The sequence below is a fragment of the Streptomyces sp. C1-1 genome, from assembly GCF_050214755.1.
Lineage (GTDB): Bacteria > Actinomycetota > Actinomycetes > Streptomycetales > Streptomycetaceae > Streptomyces.
Genome location: NZ_CP189826.1, coordinates 1,802,153 through 1,818,106, shown reverse-complemented (window position 1 = coordinate 1,818,106; position 15,954 = coordinate 1,802,153). Strand labels below are relative to the sequence as shown.

Genomic DNA, 15,954 nt, shown 5'->3' with positions numbered 1-15,954 from the left:
GACCGCTTTGCGCATGCGGCCGTTTTGCCGCTTTTCGACGGGCGAATGCGGCACGTGCCGCAGGCAGTGACCGGGAACGGACGGTCAATTTCCGTTTCGGCTCGCCCCGTTGGCAGGCGATCAGTAGCCTCAGCTCGAACACCGGATCGCCTACGCCCCTGGAGAGATAGATGGAACGTCCCGCCTGGGCCCCACGGAGCATCGACATCTCGGTGCCGAGCGTCTCCCGGATCTACGACTTCTACCTGGGCGGTTCGCACAACTTCGAGGTCGACCGGGAGGCCGCCCGCAAGGCGATGGAGTTCATGCCGGGCCTGCCCAAGATCATGCAGGCGAACCGGGCGTTCATGCGCCGCGCGGTGCGGTTCGCGGCCGCCGAGGGCATCACCCAGTTCCTCGACATCGGCTCCGGCATCCCGACCTTCGGCAACGTCCACGAGGTGGCCGGGGCGGCCAGCCCCGGCGCGCACGTCGTCTACGTCGACCACGACCCGGTCGCCGTCGCGCACAGCCAGGCGGTCCTGGAGGGCAACGACGACACCGGCGTCGTCGCCGCCGACCTCCGCAAGCCCCAGGAGATCCTCGCCAGCGCCGAAGTGGAGCGCCTGATCGACCTGAATCGGCCAGTGGCGCTGCTTCTCGTTGCCATACTGCACTTCGTGGAGGACGAGGACGACCCGTACGAGGCGGTGGCCCAGCTGCGCGACGCGCTCGCGCCCGGCAGTCTGCTGATCCTCACCCATGCCTCGTACGAAGGAATCCCGCTCTCCCCGGAGCGGGCCGCGGGCACGGTCGACGTGTACAAGGACATTCGCAACCCGCTGATCATGCGCTCGCGCGAGGAGATCGCGCGGTTCTTCGAGGGGTACGACATGGTGGAACCGGGACTGGTGCCGATGCCGCACTGGCGGCCGGATACGGCGCCCGAGGACGAGGATCCTTATGCCTTCTCCGGGTTCGCCGGCGTGGGGCGTACGGCGTGACCGCGGAGCCGGACGGGCCGGAGGACAGACTGCGCCGGTTCGCGACGATCTGGAGCCGGGCGGTGTTCCCGGTGACCTCCACGTCGCTGACCCGGCCGGAGTTCGAACAGGAACTCCTGCCACTGGCCCGGCGGTTGAGCCGGGCGCTGCACGCACGGCCGCTCGACGCGGACGAGGGCAGGGCGGTGGGCGCCGCCCTCGTCTCCGTCCACTGCACCGATCCCGAGGCGCTCAGCCGGACCCTCGACTGCGTCGACGCCTACCTCGTGCTGTACTGCGGCGAGGACGGCGACCGGGAGGAACTGCGGTCCCGCTGCTCGCGGTTGCAGCACGCCATGGCCGCCGGGTTCGCACAGGAGCTGCGCGAGCGGACCCTCGCCGAGCAGGAGGCGATCTCCGCGGCCGCCCTGAAGGCGCAGGGCGTGGTGGCGCAGGCGCTGCACGCGACCGAGGCCCGCTTCCGCGCGGTCTTCGAGGGCGCGGCCATAGGGATCGGCATGGCCGACCTGGACGGCAACATCCTTCAGGTCAACGGCGCCCTGCTGCGCATGTTCGGCATCCCCGAGGACAGTCTGCGCTCCCGCAACGTCAAGGAGTGGACGCATCCCGAGGACGCGCCCCAGACCTGGACGCTGTACGAGGAGCTGGTCCGCGGCGAACGCGAGCACTACCACCTCGAAAAAGCCTTCTACCGACCTGACGGAACGGTCCTGTGGACCAACCTGACGGTCTCCCTGCTGCGCGACGCCGACGGCAACCCGCAGTACCAGCTCGCCCTCATGGAGGACACCACCGAGCGCCGGCTGCTCAACCTCCGCCTGCGCTACGAGGCCACCCACGACGCGCTCACCGGCCTGCCCAACCGCACCTTCTTCTTCGAGCGCCTGGAGAAGGCCCTCGGCGCGGGCGGCGGGCAGCGCTTCGGCCTGTGCTACCTCGACCTCGACGGCTTCAAGACCGTCAACGACAGCCTCGGCCACGCGGCCGGCGACCGGCTGCTCGTCGAGGTCGCCGACCGGCTGTCGTCCTGCGCCACCGCGCCCGGCGAGATGGTCGCCCGGCTCGGCGGCGACGAGTTCGTGGCGTTGACCACCGGTCCCGACACCCAGCGCGAGGTCGACGACCTCGCCGCCCGCATCATGAGCGCGCTGCTCGCCCCCATCAGCATCGACGGCCGTGAGCTGACCGTGCGCGGCAGTATCGGCATCGTCGAGGGGCCGGCCGGCGAACGCAGCCCGGCCGAGGTGCTGCGCAGCGCCGACATCACCATGTACCGGGCCAAGTCGGCGGGCGGCAACCGCTTCGAACTGGCCGACCCGGAGGCCGACGCCCGCGCCATCACCCGGCACGGCCTGACCAACGCCCTGCCGGCCGCGCTGGAGCGGGACGAGTTCTTCATCGAGTACCAGCCGCTTGTCCATCTCGGCGACGGCAGCGTCCGGGGCGCCGAGGCCCTGGTGCGCTGGCTGCATCCGCAGCACGGCGTCCTCGGCCCGGACCGGTTCATCCCGCTCGCCGAACACACCGGCCTGATCGTGCCGCTCGGCCGCTGGGTGCTGGAGCAGGCGGTACGGCAGGCCCGACAGTGGCGGGAACGGCACGACGAGGCCGGCCCGCTGCGCATCAACGTCAACCTCTCGCCCTGCCAGCTCACCCACCCCGGCCTGGTGCAGGACACCGTCGACATCCTGGAACGCGCGGGCGTCGAACCGGACGCCCTGTGCCTGGAGGTGACCGAGTCGGCGTTGATCGGCGCGGACGACGACCTGCTCAAACCGCTGCGCCGGCTCGCCGAGATGGGCGTCGACATCGCCCTCGACGACTTCGGCACCGGCTACTCCAACCTCGCCAACCTGCGCCGCCTGCCGGTCAGCATCCTCAAGCTGGACCGCTCCTTCACCCAGGGCATGCAGCAGTTCCCGGCCGACCCCGTCGACCTCAAGATCGTCGAGGGGATCGTCTCGCTCGCCCACAGCCTCGACCTCGCGGTCACGGTCGAGGGCGTGGAGACCGGCGCCCAGGCGGAACAGCTGCGGATACTGGGCTGCGACACCGCCCAGGGCTGGTACTACGCCCGCCCGGGCCCGCCGGACCGCCTGCACGAGCTGGCGCTGGTCGACGCCACGGGCTGACCCGGCCGCCCCGGAAGCCGCCGAAGGACGTGGTCCGTCCTGGACGGCGGCGGTTCGGTCCTGCCGCCTCTCGTGTGCCGTGTGGGACGGCGGTGGCCCGTTCTCGGCCCTCGGACCGGACCTTCTTCCTGCCGCCCGGGGGATGCAGGTCTGGGGCCTGGGCCCCTCGCCACCGCACTGCGGCTGACAGATGTGGTCCGTCCTGGACGGCGGCGGTTCGGTCCTGCCGCCTCTCGTGTGCCGTGTGGGACGGCGGTGGCCCGTTCTCGGCCCTCGGACCGGACCTTCTTCCTGCCGCCCGGGGGATGCAGGTCTGGGGCCTGGGCCCCTCGCCACCGCACTGCGGCTGACAGGCGTGGTCCGTCCTGGACGGCGGCGGTTCGGTCCTGCCGCCTCTCGTGTGCCGTGTGGGACGGCGGTGGCCCGTTCTCGGCCCTCGGACCGGACCTTCTTCCTGCCGCCCGGGGGATGCAGGTCTGGGGCCTGGGCCCCTCGCCACCGCACTGCGGTCGACAGGCGTGGTCCGTCCTGGACGGCGGCGGCCCGGTCGTGCCGCCTCTCGTGTGCCGTGCGGGACGGCGGCAGCCCGGCGGACGGCGGACGGTGCGCGCGTGATCGGTGACCGGCATTCCGGCGGCGGGCCGGGCCCGTAGGGGGCAGCATGTGCGCATGGCGAATGCGGGTTCGATCGTGGGGCGGGAGTGGGAGGTCGGCGAGCTGGCCGGGCTCGTGGCCTCCACCGAGGGGCGGGCGCTCGTGCTGCGGGGCGAGCCCGGGGTCGGCAAGAGCGCGCTGCTGGACGTGGCGGCCGCGCGAGCGGCCGAGCTGGGGCAGCGCGTCGTGCGGGCGGCCGGGGTGGAGGCGGAGGCCGGACTGGCGTTCGCCGGGCTGCACCAGTTGCTGCACCCGCTGCTGGCCGACGCCGGTGCGCTGGACCCGGCGACGCGGGCGGCGTTCGACATCGTCTTCGGCCGCAGCACCGGTGAGCCGCCGTCGGTGATGGCCCTGGGCATCGCCGTACTGGATCTGCTGGCCCTGGCCTCCGGCGACGTACCGCTGCTGCTCGTGGTCGACGACGCGCACTGGCTGGATCCGCAGAGCGCGGAGGCGGCGCGTTTCATCGCGCGGCGGCTGTCCGGGTACGCCGTGCGCATGGCGGTGGGGGTGCGGGCCGACACGCCGTCGCCGTGGGACGGCTCCGGGCTCCCCGAGCTGACGGTGTCCCCGTTGTCGCCCGAGGCCTCGGCCCGGCTGCTGGACGCCAGCAGTCCCGGCCTTGCCGAGCCGGCCCGGCGCCGGATCCTCGACCAGGCCCGCGGCAACCCCCTCGCACTGCTGGAGCTGCCCGCCGCCCTGGACGGCTCCGCCGACCGGCCCGAACTGCCGTTGTCCCGGCGGCTGGAGCGCCTGTACGGCGACCGTATCGCCCGCCTCGACGGGGCCGAGCGGGCGGAGCTGCTGCGGGCCGCTCTCGACGGCACCGGCGCCGCCGCGCTGCCGGGCCGGGCCCGCTATCCGCTGGGCGCCGTCGACGGCGCCGTCGCACACGGCCTGCTCACCACCGACGCGGACACCGGCGACCTGGTCTTCCGGCACCCGCTCGTCCGCTCCGCGCTGCTGCAGTCCGCCACCCCCAACGAACGCCGTGCCGCCCACGTCGACCTGGCGCGGCTGCACCGCGAGGAACTCGAACGCCACGCCACCCACCTCGCGGCGGCCACCGTCGACCCCGACGAGTCGGTCGCCGTCGTCCTGGAGCGCGCCGCCCGTTCCGCCACCGCGCGCGGCGGCTCGGCGGCCGCCCTGACCCTGCTGACCCGGGCCGCCGAACTCAGTCCCACCGCGGCGCAGCGTTCCCGCCGCCTCGGCGAGGCCGCCTATGTCGCCGCCCAGTCGGCCCTGCTGGACCAGGCGCACGAACTGCGCGAGGCGTCCGACCGGCTGGCCGGGACGGGCCGGTCGCCGACGGCGGTGATCACCTACGCCTACACGGCGCTCTACGAGGACGGCGACGTCCGCTCCGCCCACCGCAGGGTCGCCGCGGAACTCAAGGCGCTCCCGTCCGACGCCGACGAGGAGATCCGCGCACGCCTGCTGAACCTGCTGCTGGCCATCAGCGTGTTCTCCGCCGACCCCGCCCTGTGGCGGGTGAGCGACGCGCTGATGGACCGGGACGCGGACCGCGTCGACGGCCCGACCCCGCTCTACCGGGACGCCTGGGGCGACGTGGCCCGCAGGGGGGCCGGGGCGCGCGAGCGGGTCCTGGCCGCGTTCGGCAGGCTCGGCGACGGCCAGCCGTGGGACGTGATGCGGCTCGGCGTGGCCGCGTACTACCTGGACGCGCTCGCCGAACACCGGACGCTGGTGCGCCGGGTCGCCGAACGCGAGACGGGCAGTGGCGCGGTCACCAACGCGATGACGCTGCAGCAGCTCGTCATGCTCGACCAGATGTCCAGCGGCGAGTGGGACGCCGCGGAGGAGACCGGCCGGCGCGGACTCGCCCTCACCGTCGCCCACGGCTACCGGCTGTTCGAGCACCAGTACCACGGCTTCCTCGGCCTGCTCGCGGCCTGGCGCGGCGACGCCGACACCGCCCGCGCGGCCCTCGACCGCGTCGACCGCTGGGCCCGCCCGCGCGGCGTCGGCTACCTCACCCAGCTCGCCGAGGCGACCGGCGCGGCCCTGGGCCTGACCACCGGCGACTACGAGAGCGCCTACGCCTACGCCGGCGGCCTCACCGCGCCCGGCACCTTCACGCCGTACTCCCAGCAGGCCGTGCGCATGCTGCTGGACCTGGTGGAGGCCGCCGTGCACACCGGCCGCCTCGACCACGCCCGGACGCATGCCCTGGCGGCCCGCGACCAGGGGCTGCCGGCCATCTCTCCGCGCCTGGCCTTCCTGACCACGGCGGTGCTGGCGATGACGGCCGAGGACACCGAGGCGGGGCCGCTGTTCGAGCGGGCGGTCGCCCACCCGGCCGGTGTCGACTTCCCCTTCGAGCTGGCCCGGGTCAGGCTGGAGCAGGGCATGTGGCTGCGCCGCACCCACGACCGCACGACGGCCCGGACGGCGCTCGGCCTCGCCGCCGAGACCTTCGAACGGCTCGGTGCCACCCCCTGGCTGCGCCGCGCCCAGGCGGAGCTGCGCGCCTCCGGCCTGCCCGGCGAGCCCACCGCCACCGGCGCCGCGCTCACCCCGCAGGAGCGGCAGATCGCCGACCTCGCGGCGAGCGGCCTGAGCAACAAGGAGATCGGCGCCCGGCTCTTCCTCTCCCCGCGCACGGTCGGCGCGCACCTCTACCGGATCTTCCCCAAACTGGGCATCTCCTCCCGCGCCTCCCTGCGGGACGCGCTCGAGGGGATCTGACCCGTTCGGCACACCCAGCCGCCGTCGCCGACGACAGTCATTCGACTCAATCGGCGTGGGCGACTGTCGCGGCACTGTGAAGGCAACGCACCGCCCCTCGGCGGTCCCGAAGTCCCAGGAGCCGGCCATGGCCACATCGCGCACCCCCCTCGTCCTCATCCACGGACTGTGGCTGCATGCCTCGTCCTGGCAGCCCTGGATCGACCTGGCCACGGAGCGCGGGTACGCGGCGGTGGCCCCCGGCTGGCCCGGCGAGGCCGCCACCGTCGCCGAGGCGCGCCGGCACCCCGAGGCCGTCGCCGGGCTCGGCATCGACGACGTCACCGACCACTACGCCGGCATCATCCGCTCCCTGGACGCCCCGCCCGTGCTGATCGGCCACTCCTTCGGCGGGCTGATCGCCCAGAAGCTGCTCGGCAAGGGCCTGGCCCGGGCCGCGGTCGCCGTCGACCCGGCGCAGATCAAGGGCGTCAAGGCACTTCCCCCGGCCCAGCTCCGGGCCGGCTTCCCGGTGCTGGGCAACCCCGCCAACCGCAAGCGCTCCGTCTCCCTGACCCCCGCGCAGTTCCGTTACGGCTTCGGCAACGCGCTGGAGCAGACCGAGTCCGACGCCCTGCACGAGCGGTTCACCATCCCCTCGCCCGGCCGCCCGCTGTTCGAGGCCGCGTTCGCCAACTTCACCCGGCACTCGGCCGCCGAGGTCGCCACGCGCAACCCCGACCGGGGGCCGCTGCTGCTGATCTCCGGACAGGCCGACCACACCGTCCCGGACGCGGTGACCCGCTCCGCCTACAAGCTCTACGGCGACTCGCCGGCCGTCACCGAGCTCAAGCAGTTCCCCGACCGCGGCCACTCGCTCACCGTGGACCACGGCTGGCGGACCGTCGCCGAGTACGCGCTGGACTGGCTGGACCGGCAGGACATCCGGGGCCATGACACCGCACACGCCTGACATCGCCATCACATCGAGGGAGTCGGACAGCATGAACAGCGAACTGCAGGGCAGGACCGCCGTGGTCACCGGCGCCAGCAAGGGCATCGGACTGGCGATCGTGGAGGCTCTCGCCCAGGCCGGCGCCCATGTCGTGGCGGGGTCGCGCACGTCCTCCGAGCGGCTGGACGCGCTGGTGAAGGAAGGATCGGTGACCTGGGTGCCGGTCGACCTCGCCGAGCCGGACGCGGCCGGGGAACTGATCGCGGCGGCCGGCGGACGCATCGACGTCCTGGTCAACAACGTCGGCTCGGCACCCGCGCGCACCGGCGGCTTCCTGTCGGTCACCGACGAGGAGTGGCGGCGCACGATCGACCTCAACCTGCTGACGGCGGTACGGGTCACCCGGGCCGCGCTGCCCGTGATGCTGGACGCCGCCGACGGCTCGGTGATCACGGTCGGCTCCGTCAACGCCACCCTCCCGGACCCGCTGGTCATCGACTACAGCGCGGGCAAGGCCGCCCTGGTCGCCTTCTCCAAGGCACTGTCGAAGGAGGTCGGCCCGAAGGGCATCCGCGTCAACACCGTCAGTCCCGGCCCGGTCGAGACCGAGCTGTGGCTGGGCGGCGGGGGAGTGGCGCAGACGGTCTCGGCGGCCGCCGGCATCACCCCGGACGACGTGGTCGCGCAGGCCTCGAAGGCCGCCGTCACCGGCCGCTTCTCCAAGCCCGCCGAGATCGCCGACCTGGTCCTCTTCCTCGCCGGCGACCGCTCCCGCAACATCACCGGCAGCGATCTGGTGATCGACGGCGGCTTCATCCCCACCTGGTGATCCGGGCGAACCCCACCCGGGACCGCTCACCGCTCCGTCCGCGCGGCGCCGCTCACCGCTCCAGCAGCATCCGCTGCAACTCCCGCGCCGCCCGCGGCGGAGCGACGTCGCTGCGGTGCGCCAGCGCGATCGTGCGGCGCAGACCGGGCCGGGCGAGGGGGGTGACCCGCAGCCCCCGTCCGGTCCGCGTCGCCACCATCCGCGGTACGACGGCCACGCCCAGCCCTGCCCGCACGAAGCCCAGCACCGCGTCCATCTCGCCGCCCTCCACCGCGAACTCCGGCTCGAACCCCTCGGCGCGGCACGCGGCCACGGTCAGCTCCCGCAGGTCGTAGCCGTGCCGGAACATCACCAGGCGCTCGCCCTCCAGATCGGAGATGCGCACCGTGCGCCGGCCGGGGCCGCCGGGGGCGGGGGCCTCCGGTGAGGACACCACCACCAGGTCCTCGCGCAGCAGCTCCACCGTCGTCAGCGCCGGGGACGGCGTCGGCAGCGGCAGGACGACCAGCGCCAGGTCCAGGGCGCCGCGCGCCAGCTCACGTACGAGGTCGTGCGAGCCGCCCTCCTCGATCAGCAGCCGGATGCCGGGATAGCGGTCGTGGAAGGCGCGCAGCACGTCCGGCAGCAGGCCGGTGCACAGGCTCGGCGTGGCGCCCAGCCGTACCCGGCCGCTGCGCAGCTGCGCCAGTTCCTGCACCTCGTGCCGGGCGGTGTCCGCGTCGGCCAGGATCCGGCGGGCCAGCGGCAGCAGCGCCTCACCCGCGTCGGTGAGCGTGATGTTGCCCCGCGCGCGCCGGAACAGATCGGCCCCGAGCTCCCGTTCCAGCGCCTTGATCTGCTGCGAGAGCGACGGCTGGGCGACATGGACCAGCTCGGCGGCCCGGGTGAAGTGGCGGGTCTCGGCGACGGCCACGAAGTACTGGAGCTGCTGGAACTGCATCCTCGTACGATAGTCGCAGCCTATGGAATCGAGGTCGATCATGTCTTGGACCGATGGGGCCGAACGGCCCTAACGTCAGGACCCATGGCTCTGGCAACGCGGACGGACCGACGGCCGTCGATGGCGCGCACGGTGTGGGACAGCTCCGTCGGCAAGAAGACGGTGATGGCCGTCAGCGGCGTGATCATGCTGCTGTACCTGGTCGCCCATGTGATCGGCAACCTGAAGATCTTCTTCGGGCCCGGGGAGTTCAACCACTACGCGCACTGGCTGCGAACCGTCGGCGAACCGTTCATGCACTACGAGTGGACGCTGTGGCTGGTCCGCGTCGTGCTGATCGCCGCCGTCGTCGCGCACGCCGTCTCCGCGTACCAGCTCAGCCGCCGCGACATCAAGGCGCGCCCCAGCAAGTACGTACACAGGAAGGCCGGGTCGAGCTACGCGACGCGCACGATGCGCTGGGGCGGGATCATCCTCGGCCTGTTCATCGTCTGGCACCTCCTCGACCTGACCACCGGCACCGTCCACCCGGGCGGCTTCCAGCCCGGCCACCCGTACCAGAACGTCGTGGACACCTTCTCCACCTGGTACGGCAACGTCATCTACATCGTCGCGATGCTGGCGCTCGGCCTGCACATCAGGCACGGCTTCTGGAGCGCCGCCCAGACCCTCGGCGTCGGCAGCCGCACCCGCGACCGCGCCCTGAAGACCGTCGCGAACGTCCTCGCGCTGCTGCTCACGGCCGGCTTCATCGCCGTACCCGTGGGCGTCATGACCGGAGTGGTGAGCTGACATGACCTACACCGACTACGTCACCGGCGAACCCGTCGCCGACACAAAGGCCCCGGCCGGACCGGTCAACGAGCGCTGGGACAAGCGCCGCTTCGAGGCCAAGCTGGTCAACCCCGCCAACCGGCGCAAGCACACGGTGATCGTGGTGGGTACCGGCCTCGCGGGCGGCTCCGCCGGCGCCACCCTGGCCGAACAGGGCTACCACGTCGTCCAGTTCTGCTACCAGGACTCCCCGCGCCGCGCCCACTCCATCGCCGCGCAAGGCGGCATCAACGCGGCGAAGAACTACCGCAACGACGGCGACTCCGTCCACCGGCTGTTCTACGACACCGTCAAGGGCGGCGACTTCCGGGCACGCGAGTCCAACGTGCACCGCCTCGCGCAGATCTCCGTCGAGATCATCGACCAGTGCGTGGCACAGGGCGTGCCGTTCGCCCGCGAGTACGGCGGCCTGCTCGACACCCGGTCGTTCGGCGGCGTACAGGTCTCGCGGACCTTCTACGCCCGCGGCCAGACGGGCCAGCAGCTGCTGCTCGGTGCGTACCAGGCGCTGAGCAGGCAGATCGCCGCCGGAAACGTGGAGATGCACCCGCGCACCGAGATGCTCGACCTGATCGTCGTCGACGGGCGGGCGCGCGGGATCGTCGCCCGGGACCTGATCACCGGGAAGATCTCCACCTACTTCGCGGACGCCGTCGTCCTGGCCAGCGGCGGCTACGGCAACGTCTTCTACCTGTCGACGAACGCCATGAACTCCAACGCCACGGCAATCTGGCGGGCCCACCGGCGCGGGGCGTACTTCGCCAACCCCTGCTTCACGCAGATCCACCCGACCTGCATCCCGCGCACCGGCGACCACCAGTCCAAGCTGACGCTGATGAGCGAGTCGCTGCGCAACGACGGCCGGATCTGGGTGCCCAGGGCCAAGGGCGACACCCGCCCGCCGAACGAGATCCCCGAGGACGAGCGCGACTACTACCTGGAGCGCATCTACCCCTCCTTCGGCAACCTGGTCCCGCGTGACATCGCCTCCCGCGCCGCGAAGAACGTCTGTGACGAGGACCGCGGGGTCGGTCCCGGTGGACAGGGCGTGTACCTGGACTTCGCCGACGCCATCGAGCGCATGGGCCGCAAGGCCGTCGAGGCCAAGTACGGCAACCTCTTCGACATGTACCAGCGGATCACCGACGAGGATCCGTACCGGGTGCCCATGCGCATCTACCCGGCCGTGCACTACACGATGGGCGGCCTGTGGGTCGACTACGACCTGCAGACCACCGTCCCCGGCCTGTTCGCCGTCGGGGAGGCCAACTTCTCCGACCACGGGGCGAACCGCCTCGGCGCGTCCGCGCTGATGCAGGGCCTGGCCGACGGCTACTTCGTACTGCCGGCCACCATCAACGACTACCTCGCCCGCAACCCCCACCAGGGCGAGGTCGGCGACGAACACCCCGCGGTGCAGGAGGTGCTGGCCGAGACCCAGGACCGGCTGAACCTGCTGCTGTCCGTCGACGGCGACCGCACCCCCGACTCCTTCCACCGCGAAGTCGGAGAGCTGATGTGGGAGTTCTGCGGCATGGCGCGCACCGACGCCGGTCTGCGCAAGGCGCTGGAGCGCATCCCGGAGATCCGCGAGGAGTTCTGGCGGCGCATCAAGGTGCCCGGCACCGGCGAGGAGTTCAACCAGTCCCTGGAGAAGGCCAACCGCGTCGTCGACTACCTCGAACTCGCCGAGCTGATGTGCCTCGACGCACTGCACCGCGCCGAGTCCTGCGGCGGCCACTTCCGCGAGGAGTCCCAGACGCCGGACGGCGAAGCCGCCCGCCGGGACGACGAGTTCGGGTACGCGGCCGCCTGGGAGTTCACCGGCACCGGCGAGGCGCCCACCCTGCACAAGGAAGACCTGGTCTTCGAGTACGTCCACCCCACCCAGCGGAGCTACGCATGAGGCTCACCCTGCGCGTCTGGCGGCAGAAGAACGCCGACGCCGAAGGCGCCATGTCCACGTACGAGGTGGACGGCATCTCCTCCGACATGTCCTTCCTGGAGATGCTCGACACCCTCAACGAGGAGCTCATCCTCAAGGGCGAGGACCCGGTCGCCTTCGACCACGACTGCCGCGAGGGCATCTGCGGCGCGTGCTCCCTCGTGATCAACGGGGACGCGCACGGGCCCGAGCGGACCACCACCTGCCAGCTGCACATGCGGTCCTTCGAGGACGGCGACACGATCGACATCGAGCCGTGGCGGGCGTCCGCGTTCCCGGTGATCAAGGACCTGGTCGTGGACCGGTCGGCCTTCGACCGGATCATCCAGGCCGGCGGGTACATCACCGCGCCGACCGGTTCCGCCCCGGAGGCGCACGCCACGCCGGTGCCGAAGCCGGACGCCGACCTCGCCTTCGAGCACGCCGAGTGCATCGGGTGCGGGGCGTGTGTGGCCGCGTGCCCCAACGGCGCCGCGATGCTGTTCACCTCCGCCAAGGTCAACCACCTCAACGTGCTGCCGCAGGGCGCGCCCGAGCGGGAGACCCGGGTGCTGGACATGGTGGCGCAGATGGACGAGGAGGGGTTCGGCGGCTGCACGTTGACGGGGGAGTGCGCCACCGCCTGCCCCAAGGGGATTCCGCTGGTGTCCATCACGAGCATGAACAAGGAGTGGCTGCGGGCCACTCGCAAGGTGGCGAAGCGGTAGCCCCGCTTGCGCCGGTTCAGGAAGAGCGTTCGCCGTCGGGTGCGGACGGGCGGGGTCGGGACGGTGCTCCCCGGCCCCGTCTCGCTTGTCCGGGGCGAGCCGTTCAGCAAGCCCACACCCGCTCTCTCTACGTCCGTCACGCGAAGGTCAGCCGGCATCGGAAGAACAGGGGCGGCAGATCACGCGCCAACGGTCTGCTCCCGCTCCGCCGTCCCCGGCCGTCGACCTGGAGAGAGCCATGACCGGCGTCACCACCCTGGACCGTCCCGCACAGCCCGCCGCCCCCACCCGCTACTCCGTCTCCCTCGCCCGCGACGAGGCCGACGTGCGTGCCGCCCAGCGGCTGCGGCACGAGGTGTTCGCCGGGGAGCTGGGCGCCCTGCTGACCACCGCGCAGCCCGGATACGACATCGACGCCTTCGACGCCTACTGCGACCACCTGCTGGTGCGCGAGGAGACCACCGGGCAGGTCGTCGGCACCTACCGGCTGCTGCCGCCCGAGCGCGCCGCGGTCGCCGGACGGCTCTACTCCGAGGGCGAGTTCGACCTCGGACCGCTCGACGCGATCCGGCCGGGCCTGGTCGAGGTCGGCCGCTCCTGCGTCCACCCCGCCCACCGCGACGGCGCCGTCATCGGCCTCATCTGGGCCGGCATCGCCCGCTACATGGTCGATCGCGGCCACGAGTGGCTGGCCGGCTGCTGCTCCGTGCCGCTCGCCGACGGCGGCGCGCTCGCCTCCGCGACCTGGGACCGGGTGCGGGCCAAGCACCTGGCTCCGCAGGAGTACCGCGTACGGCCGCTGCTGCCCTGGGTCCCGCCCACGGCCGCCCCGGCAGCCCCCGCCCCGGCCGCCGAGCTGCCCGCCCTGCTGCGCGGCTACCTCCGCCTCGGCGCCTGGGTCTGCGCCGAGCCCGCCCACGACCCGGACTTCGGGGTCGCCGACCTGTACGTGCTGCTGTCGATGCGCCGGGTCAACCCGCGCTATCTGCGGCACTTCCTCTCCCTGGTCCCGGCCTCATGAGCGTCTGGATGCCCAGCGCGCCCTGCACCCCGCGGGCGTGCATAGAGCAGCGGGACCGCGTCACGGCCGTACCGCGTGCCGTCGCCCGCATCACCGCCGTCGTGGCCCTGATGCTCGTCGGGATCGCGCTGTCGCCGTTCGCCGGACGGATGCCCGCCGACTGGGTGCGGCGGTGGTGCCGGTGGATCGTCCGGGCCGCCGGGGTACGGGTGCGGATCACCGGCGCCGACGCGCCCGCCGGCGGGCTGCTCCTCGTCGCCAACCACATCTCCTGGCTGGACATACCGCTGCTGGCGGCCGTCCGCCCCGCCCGGATGCTCGCCAAGTCCGACATCCGCGACTGGCCCGTGGCCGGCCCCCTCGCGGCCCGCGGCGGCGCCCTGTTCATCGACCGCAACCGGCTGCGCGCCCTGCCCGACACCGTCGCCCGCATCGCGGACGCGCTGCGCTCCGGGCAGGCCGTCGGCGTCTTCCCCGAGGGCAGCACCTGGTGCGGCCGCGCCCAGGGCAGCTTCCGCCGGGCCGTCTTCCAGGCCGCCCTCGACGCGCACGTCCCGGTCCAGCCCGTGCGCCTGCGGTACCGGATCGCCGGCACCGCCAGCACGGCACCGGCCTTCATCGGCGAGGACTCGCTGCTGGCGTCGGTGTGGCGGGTGGTGATGACACGGGGACTGGTGGCCGAGGTCGAGGTCCGGGAGGCCATCCCACCGGACAGCCACCCCGACCGCCGCTCCCTGGCCCGGGCGGCACAGCCGGAATCCCCGCCCCAACCCGACTGGACCCACGCCGCCTTGGTGGCCTGAGCCGCACCACTGCCCAGTGGTGCCGAGGAAAATTCCCGCGACGGTCCGCGCCCGTGCTGTTAGCGTCGGATTCATGAAGGTCATCAGGCGAACCCGCACCGCAGCCGCGCGAGCGACCAGCTCCCCGGCTGCCGACGCCTGACCTCACACCTCTCCCCGGCGGCCGGAAACGGACCGCCGGGACTTCCTCGCGTCATCGCCCGTCCTTCTCGCGGTCCTTTCCGGTGCCCCGACGCGAAGGACCACGCCATGAACACCGAGCAGACCGTCCGCACCTTCCTGGACTTCTACCGCGAGCGCGGGCACAGCCTCGTCACCGGCAGCACACTGCTGCCGCCACCCTCGGACCCGGTGCTGTTCACCACCTCCGGCATGCATCCGCTCACCCCCTACCTGCTGGGCCGTCCCCACCCCCAGGGGCGACGCCTGGTCAACGTCCAGCGCTGCCTGCGCACCACCGACCTCGACGAGGTGGGCGATCCGACCCATCTGACGGTCTTCGAGATGCTCGGCTCTTGGTCGCTCGGCGACTACGGTCACCCACAGAGCCTGCGCTGGGGGTACGAACTGCTGCGCGACGGCTTCGGGATCCCACGGGAGCAGCTGTACGTCACCGTCTTCGGCGGCGACGGACAGGTCGGCCCGGACGTAGAATCCCTGTGCACCTGGCGGGAGTTGGGGCTGCCGGTCGAGTCGACCACCGAGGACAACTGGTGGTGCAACGGTCCGGTCGGCCCGTGCGGCCCCGACTCCGAGATCTTCGTCTGGACCGGCGGGGAGGGCACCCCGCCCCAGGGCACGCCCACCACCGACTCCCGCTGGGTGGAGATCTGGAACCACGTTCACATGCGCTACCACCGGCACGAGGACGGCAGCCTCGAACCCCTCGGCCGGTCCGGTGTCGACACCGGCATGGGTCTGGAACGGCTCGTGACCGTCCTGCAGGGCCACCGGTCGGTCTACGACACGGACCTGTTCGAGCCGTGGACGTCCACGGTGCCCGGGCTGTGGGACCTGCGCGACGAGCCGTCGACACGGCTGGTCTGCGACCATCTGCGCTCCAGTGTCGTCGTGCTGGGCGACGGCGTACGACCGTCCAACACCGGCCGCGGCTACGTGCTGCGCCGGCTGATCCGCCGCCTGCTGACCACCCTGCGGCGCGACGACCCCTCCCGCAGCCTGACGGACCTGCCCTCGCAGCCCCTCCTGCACACCCTCGACCACTTCCGCCAGACCTGCGACATCGACCGGCTCCGCGGTGAACTCCTCGAGGAGGAGCGGAAGTTCACCAGGCTTCTGGAACGTGGGCGCCGCCTGCTGTCCCGTCCGGAGTTCCGGCGGCCGCTGAGCGAGGAGGACTTCGGCTACCTCCACGACACCCACGGCCTGCCCCGCGACCTCGTCGTCGGGCTGCTGGAAAGGAGCACCCTGACCCGACCTTAGTTCATGTCCGTGAATAA

12 protein-coding genes are annotated in these 15,954 nt (G+C 72.4%); 11 read left to right on the top strand and 1 reads right to left on the bottom strand.

Features of this window, described 5'->3' with window-relative positions:
* Positions 1–170: 170 nt before the first annotated feature.
* From ACQF4J_RS08305 to ACQF4J_RS08285, 5 genes are all read left to right on the top strand, one after another.
* A complete protein-coding gene (locus tag ACQF4J_RS08305) occupies positions 171–983 on the top strand; it encodes an SAM-dependent methyltransferase (protein ID WP_351572903.1) in 813 nt (270 codons plus the stop codon).
* A complete protein-coding gene (locus ACQF4J_RS08300) occupies positions 980–3,115 on the top strand; it encodes a putative bifunctional diguanylate cyclase/phosphodiesterase (protein ID WP_351572900.1) in 2,136 nt (711 codons plus the stop codon). Before ACQF4J_RS08305 ends, ACQF4J_RS08300 begins: the two co-directional genes overlap by 4 nt.
* A 669-nt stretch (positions 3,116–3,784) precedes the next feature.
* Positions 3,785–6,481 (top strand): ATP-binding protein, encoded by a 2,697-nt coding sequence (locus tag ACQF4J_RS08295; RefSeq protein ID WP_427165383.1) that lies wholly within the window; start codon positions 3,785–3,787, stop codon positions 6,479–6,481.
* Between the two features lie 127 nt (positions 6,482–6,608).
* Positions 6,609–7,433 (top strand): alpha/beta hydrolase, encoded by an 825-nt coding sequence (locus tag ACQF4J_RS08290; protein ID WP_351572888.1) that lies wholly within the window; start codon positions 6,609–6,611, stop codon positions 7,431–7,433.
* A 31-nt stretch (positions 7,434–7,464) separates the two neighbouring features.
* The gene (locus ACQF4J_RS08285; RefSeq protein WP_427165382.1) at positions 7,465–8,244 is read left to right on the top strand and encodes an SDR family NAD(P)-dependent oxidoreductase; all 780 of its coding nucleotides are present in this window, start codon (positions 7,465–7,467) and stop codon (positions 8,242–8,244) included.
* A 52-nt stretch (positions 8,245–8,296) separates the two neighbouring features.
* On the opposite strand, the gene ACQF4J_RS08280 is transcribed toward ACQF4J_RS08285, so the two are convergent.
* Positions 8,297–9,184 (bottom strand): LysR family transcriptional regulator, encoded by an 888-nt coding sequence (locus ACQF4J_RS08280; protein ID WP_351572882.1) that lies wholly within the window; start codon positions 9,182–9,184, stop codon positions 8,297–8,299.
* A 120-nt stretch (positions 9,185–9,304) separates the two neighbouring features.
* On the opposite strand from ACQF4J_RS08280, the gene ACQF4J_RS08275 reads away from it, so the two are divergent.
* The 6 genes from ACQF4J_RS08275 (at position 9,305) to ACQF4J_RS08250 (ending at position 15,937) form a co-directional block, all read left to right on the top strand.
* Positions 9,305–9,976, top strand: coding sequence for a succinate dehydrogenase (locus ACQF4J_RS08275; protein ID WP_351802121.1), 672 nt, complete (start codon positions 9,305–9,307; stop codon positions 9,974–9,976).
* 1 nt (position 9,977) lies between these two features.
* A complete protein-coding gene (locus tag ACQF4J_RS08270) occupies positions 9,978–11,924 on the top strand; it encodes a fumarate reductase/succinate dehydrogenase flavoprotein subunit (RefSeq protein ID WP_427165381.1) in 1,947 nt (648 codons plus the stop codon).
* On the top strand, positions 11,921–12,670 hold the full coding sequence (locus tag ACQF4J_RS08265) for a succinate dehydrogenase/fumarate reductase iron-sulfur subunit (RefSeq protein ID WP_351572876.1): 750 nt from the start codon (positions 11,921–11,923) through the stop codon (positions 12,668–12,670). The genes ACQF4J_RS08270 and ACQF4J_RS08265 overlap by 4 nt, the downstream gene beginning before the upstream one ends.
* A gap of 238 nt (positions 12,671–12,908) precedes the next feature.
* Complete coding sequence (locus tag ACQF4J_RS08260) at positions 12,909–13,691, top strand: GNAT family N-acetyltransferase (protein WP_351572874.1); 783 nt, start codon at positions 12,909–12,911, stop codon at positions 13,689–13,691.
* Complete coding sequence (locus tag ACQF4J_RS08255; RefSeq protein WP_427165380.1) at positions 13,688–14,494, top strand: lysophospholipid acyltransferase family protein; 807 nt, start codon at positions 13,688–13,690, stop codon at positions 14,492–14,494. The genes ACQF4J_RS08260 and ACQF4J_RS08255 overlap by 4 nt, the downstream gene beginning before the upstream one ends.
* Positions 14,495–14,743: 249 nt before the next feature.
* Positions 14,744–15,937, top strand: coding sequence for an alanine--tRNA ligase-related protein (locus tag ACQF4J_RS08250; RefSeq protein WP_427165379.1), 1,194 nt, complete (start codon positions 14,744–14,746; stop codon positions 15,935–15,937).
* Positions 15,938–15,954 lie beyond the last annotated feature (17 nt).

Coding starts and splice junctions, on each gene's coding strand:
- ACQF4J_RS08270 (WP_427165381.1), top strand. CDS start 9,978: ATGACCTACACCGACTACGTCACCGGCGAACCCGTCGCCGACACAAAG.
- ACQF4J_RS08260 (WP_351572874.1), top strand. CDS start 12,909: ATGACCGGCGTCACCACCCTGGACCGTCCCGCACAGCCCGCCGCCCCC.
- ACQF4J_RS08250 (WP_427165379.1), top strand. CDS start 14,744: ATGAACACCGAGCAGACCGTCCGCACCTTCCTGGACTTCTACCGCGAG.
- ACQF4J_RS08285 (WP_427165382.1), top strand. CDS start 7,465: ATGAACAGCGAACTGCAGGGCAGGACCGCCGTGGTCACCGGCGCCAGC.
- ACQF4J_RS08265 (WP_351572876.1), top strand. CDS start 11,921: ATGAGGCTCACCCTGCGCGTCTGGCGGCAGAAGAACGCCGACGCCGAA.
- ACQF4J_RS08255 (WP_427165380.1), top strand. CDS start 13,688: ATGAGCGTCTGGATGCCCAGCGCGCCCTGCACCCCGCGGGCGTGCATA.
- ACQF4J_RS08280 (WP_351572882.1), bottom strand. CDS start 9,184: ATGCAGTTCCAGCAGCTCCAGTACTTCGTGGCCGTCGCCGAGACCCGC.
- ACQF4J_RS08290 (WP_351572888.1), top strand. CDS start 6,609: ATGGCCACATCGCGCACCCCCCTCGTCCTCATCCACGGACTGTGGCTG.
- ACQF4J_RS08295 (WP_427165383.1), top strand. CDS start 3,785: ATGGCGAATGCGGGTTCGATCGTGGGGCGGGAGTGGGAGGTCGGCGAG.
- ACQF4J_RS08275 (WP_351802121.1), top strand. CDS start 9,305: ATGGCGCGCACGGTGTGGGACAGCTCCGTCGGCAAGAAGACGGTGATG.
- ACQF4J_RS08305 (WP_351572903.1), top strand. CDS start 171: ATGGAACGTCCCGCCTGGGCCCCACGGAGCATCGACATCTCGGTGCCG.